The organism is Roseovarius sp. MBR-6 (assembly GCF_040547525.1).
In the GTDB taxonomy this organism is placed as follows: domain Bacteria; phylum Pseudomonadota; class Alphaproteobacteria; order Rhodobacterales; family Rhodobacteraceae; genus Roseovarius.
Window position 1 is genome coordinate 1 of the sequence record NZ_JBEPPW010000055.1, and the last position, 3,594, is coordinate 3,594.

At 58.1% G+C, this 3,594-nt stretch carries 2 protein-coding genes and 1 pseudogene; all 3 read left to right on the plus strand.

Features of this window, described 5'->3' with window-relative positions:
* Positions 1 to 466: 466 nt before the first annotated feature.
* Positions 467 to 715, plus strand: a complete 249-nt coding sequence (locus ABIE57_RS20345) for a FitA-like ribbon-helix-helix domain-containing protein (RefSeq protein ID WP_354540860.1) — start codon at positions 467 to 469, stop codon at positions 713 to 715.
* 3 nt (positions 716 to 718) lie between these two features.
* The gene (locus tag ABIE57_RS20350) at positions 719 to 1,141 is read left to right on the plus strand and encodes a type II toxin-antitoxin system VapC family toxin (protein ID WP_354540861.1); all 423 of its coding nucleotides are present in this window, start codon (positions 719 to 721) and stop codon (positions 1,139 to 1,141) included.
* Positions 1,138 to 3,513 (plus strand): annotated as a pseudogene (locus ABIE57_RS20355) (class I SAM-dependent DNA methyltransferase); the annotation flags it as partial. The gene ABIE57_RS20350 and the pseudogene ABIE57_RS20355, both read left to right, overlap by 4 nt.
* Positions 3,514 to 3,594: the final 81 nt, after the last annotated feature.

The following is a 3,594-nucleotide window of genomic DNA, read 5'->3' on the forward strand; positions in this document are numbered from 1 at the left end:
TATGATTTCTATCTCAGACATAAGCACGTGCTCAGGCATATACCTAAGCCTCCATGGTTATGCCCAAGTGTCCGGTCGAAAAAGGGGCCAGTTCACTGGGACGCTTACACCGACGCAATGGCGCGCGGCCCTAGGTGGCGTGAGAGGATTGAGCGGACGCTGGAGCGTATGCCGGGCGCGCGTGAGATGCTGATGGGGTGCGAAGCGGGGTAAGTTGCTCGTCGACGATATGCATTAAATGGGGTTTGCACACCCGGCGTCCCAGACGCAGACATATGGTTAAAGGACAGGTCCCGTGCTGTAGTGAATACGCCAGAGGAAAGCTGAAGCAGATGGAAGAACCGACAGTTGACAATTGTCGTAGTGTTTTGCCCCTGCCTGAGAACATCCTCTTCTTACCCTCCATGAATGCATTTGCACTTGATCGCATTGATTGCGATGATTACACTTCGATCAGGAGGAGATCATGGCAAGCATTACCATCCGGAACCTTGACGATGACGTGAAGCGGCGCCTTCGCATCCGCGCGGCCGAGCATGGCCGCTCAATGGAAGAGGAGGCGCGCGAAATCCTGCGCCACGTCGTCGGCGAAGCGAAGCCATCCCACGATCTTGCTGCAGCGATCCGTGCACGTGTCGCGCCTCTGGGTGGCGTGGATCTCGACCTTCCGCAGCGAGAGCCCATGCGTGAACCGCCCGCATTCGACCGGGCCTGACGCATGATCATCCTCGACACGAATGTCATCTCCGAGCTGTTGCGCCCCGCCCCGGAGCCCAAGGTCGAACACTGGCTGTCGGCTCAGGATGGGTTATCCATATACCTGACCTCGATATCGGAGGCGGAACTTCGCTACAGGCTCGCGATCATGGGACAAGCCGCGCGCCGCGCCGCGCTGGTTGACGCTGTGGATCGCGTCCTGCGAGAGGACTTCGCCGGACGCATTCTGCCCTTCGACAGCGACGCGGCTCAGTCCTACGCCACCATCGCCGCTGCACGTCGCGCGGTCGGCCAACCGATCGCACAGGTCGATTGCCAGATTGCCGCGATTGCCCACGCCCGCGGCGCCACCGTCGCCACGCGCAATACGCCTGACTTCGAGGGTTGCGAGATCGACCTGATCAACCCCTGGACAGCCGCATGAACGCCGTTGAAATCGAACAAGCCGTTTCCGAACTTGCCGAGCAGCCCTTTGACGCGGCCGAGTTCCCTTATGCCTTCCTCATGGCCTTCGGGAACAAAGAAACCACCATCAAGCGCCTGCGCACCGGCGCGTCGAACAAGTCCGACCTCGGCGGCGTCCTGCAGACCAACAACATCCACCTTGCGACCTGCGCGCCGGGCGACATCGCGGCAACCATGACCGCCCTTCGCGATAGCCCCGCCACCACCCGCGCGAAGGCGAAGTTCATCCTCGCCACAGATGGCATCGACCTCGAGGCCGAGGATATCGCCACGGGCGAAACCATCGCCTGCCGTTACACCGATTTCCCCGATCACTTCGGTTTCTTCCTGCCGCTGGCCGGTATCTCCACCGTCAAACAGATCCGCGAGAGCGCCTTTGATATCCGCGCGACCAGCCGCCTCAACCGGCTCTATGTCGAGCTGATCAAGGACAACCCCGACTGGGGCAGCGCGGAAAAACGCCACGACATGAACCATTTCATGGCGCGGCTGATCTTCTGCTTCTTCGCCGAAGACACCGACATTTTCGTCAGCGACAACCTCTTCACCGCCACCATCGACCAGATGGCCAACCGCGACGGGTCGAACACGCACGAAGTGATTGGCGAAATCTTCAGGGCCATGAACACGCCCATCGCCAGGCGCGCCGAGGCCAAGCTGCCCCGTTGGGCCGACACCTTTCCCTATGTGAACGGCGGGCTGTTTTCGGGCAGCACCGATGTGCCGCGCTTTTCCAAGATCGCGCAGCGCTACCTGTCCCATATTGGCAGCCTCGACTGGACGCAGATCAACCCTGACATTTTCGGGTCCATGATCCAGGCCGTCGCGGATGAGGAGGAACGCTCTGTCCTCGGCATGCACTACACCTCGGTGCCGAACATCCTGAAGGTGCTGAACCCGCTCTTCCTTGACGATCTGCGCGCGGAACTGGAGGCGGCGGGTGACAATGCGCGCAAGCTGGCCAATCTGCGCGCCCGCATGGCCAGGATCCGCGTGTTCGATCCTGCCTGCGGGTCGGGAAACTTCCTTGTCATCGCCTACAAGGAAATGCGCGCGCTGGAATTTGAGATCAACAAGCGCCGAGGCGAGCCGCTGCGGCGCACCGACATTCCCCTGACCAACTATCGCGGGATCGAGTTGCGGGATTTTTCGGCCGAGATCGCACGGCTGGCGCTGATCATCGCGGAATACCAATGCGACGTGCGCTATCGCGGCCAGAAAGAGGCGCTGGCCGAATTCCTGCCGCTGGACGCGCAGAACTGGATCACCTGCGGCAACGCCCTGCGGCTGGACTGGCTGTCGGTCTGCCCGCCCACGGGGACGGGGGTGAAGTTTCAGGCCGATGACCTGTTCATGTCGCCGCTGGATCAGGCGCAGATCGACTTCGCGAACGAGGGGGGCGAGACCTATATCTGCGGGAACCCACCTTACAAAGGCAGTCAACAACAGTCTGTTGAACAGAAAGAAGACTTAGATTCAGCGTTCAAAAATTTGACCACCAGCACAAAGATTTTGGACTATGTCTGCGGGTGGTTTGCAAAAGCCGCAGATTTTCTTCGCTTCACAAGCGGATGTGCAGCATTTGTGACCACCAATTCGGTGAACCAAGGGCGGCAAGTTGACGCGCTATGGGGACCAATATTTTCCGCGGGTTACTCAATTTCATTTGCCCACACTTCATTTACTTGGTCAAACTTGGCATCCCATAACGCTGGCGTTACTGTTTCGATTGTCGCAATTTCTAAGGAACCAAAGTCGCGCGCAATCCTTTTCTCCGAGGGTGAGAAAGGCTTCGAAGCACGTGAAGTTGCTAACATCAACGGTTATCTAGTCGCGGCACCAAACATCGAAATCTCTCCATCGCGGTCGAGCAAGTTCGGATTGCCGGAAATGCTATTTGGTAACATGCCCAATGACGGCGGCGCGCTTCTGCTTGATGCTGACCAAGCAAGAACTGCTAAGGCGGAAGGCGTTCCCGAAAAATTCATAAGGCCATTCATCGGCTCTCAAGAGTTCATAAACGGAATTCAAAAATTCTGCATCTGGGTTACTGCCAATGACTATGCTGAAGCCAGAAGCTACACTTGGCTGGCCGCCCGGTTTGCGATGGTAAAAGCGCACCGAGAAAACTCCAACCGCGCGGCTACTGTAAAATTGGCGAATCTACCGTACTCGTTTGGTGAGGTGCGTCAGTCCGGTGATGAGGATACTTTGGTCATGCCAAGGATCACCTCTGAACGGCGTGAGTACTTGCCAGTTGGGCTTGTTCCGTCCGGTGCAATTATTAGCAGCCAAAACTTCGCACTTTATTCGGCACCTAGCTGTCACATCCCGGAAGGTAGTATGGCTTCTTCCTGAACAACTGCGGCTTGAGTTTGTGCCAGTCCTTCATCGCCTGCAAGGGCGACCTGC

Excerpts from the sequence above, each read along its gene's own strand:
- ABIE57_RS20345 (WP_354540860.1), top strand. The coding sequence starts at position 467 with ATGGCAAGCATTACCATCCGGAACCTTGACGATGACGTGAAGCGGCGC.
- ABIE57_RS20350 (WP_354540861.1), top strand. The coding sequence starts at position 719 with ATGATCATCCTCGACACGAATGTCATCTCCGAGCTGTTGCGCCCCGCC.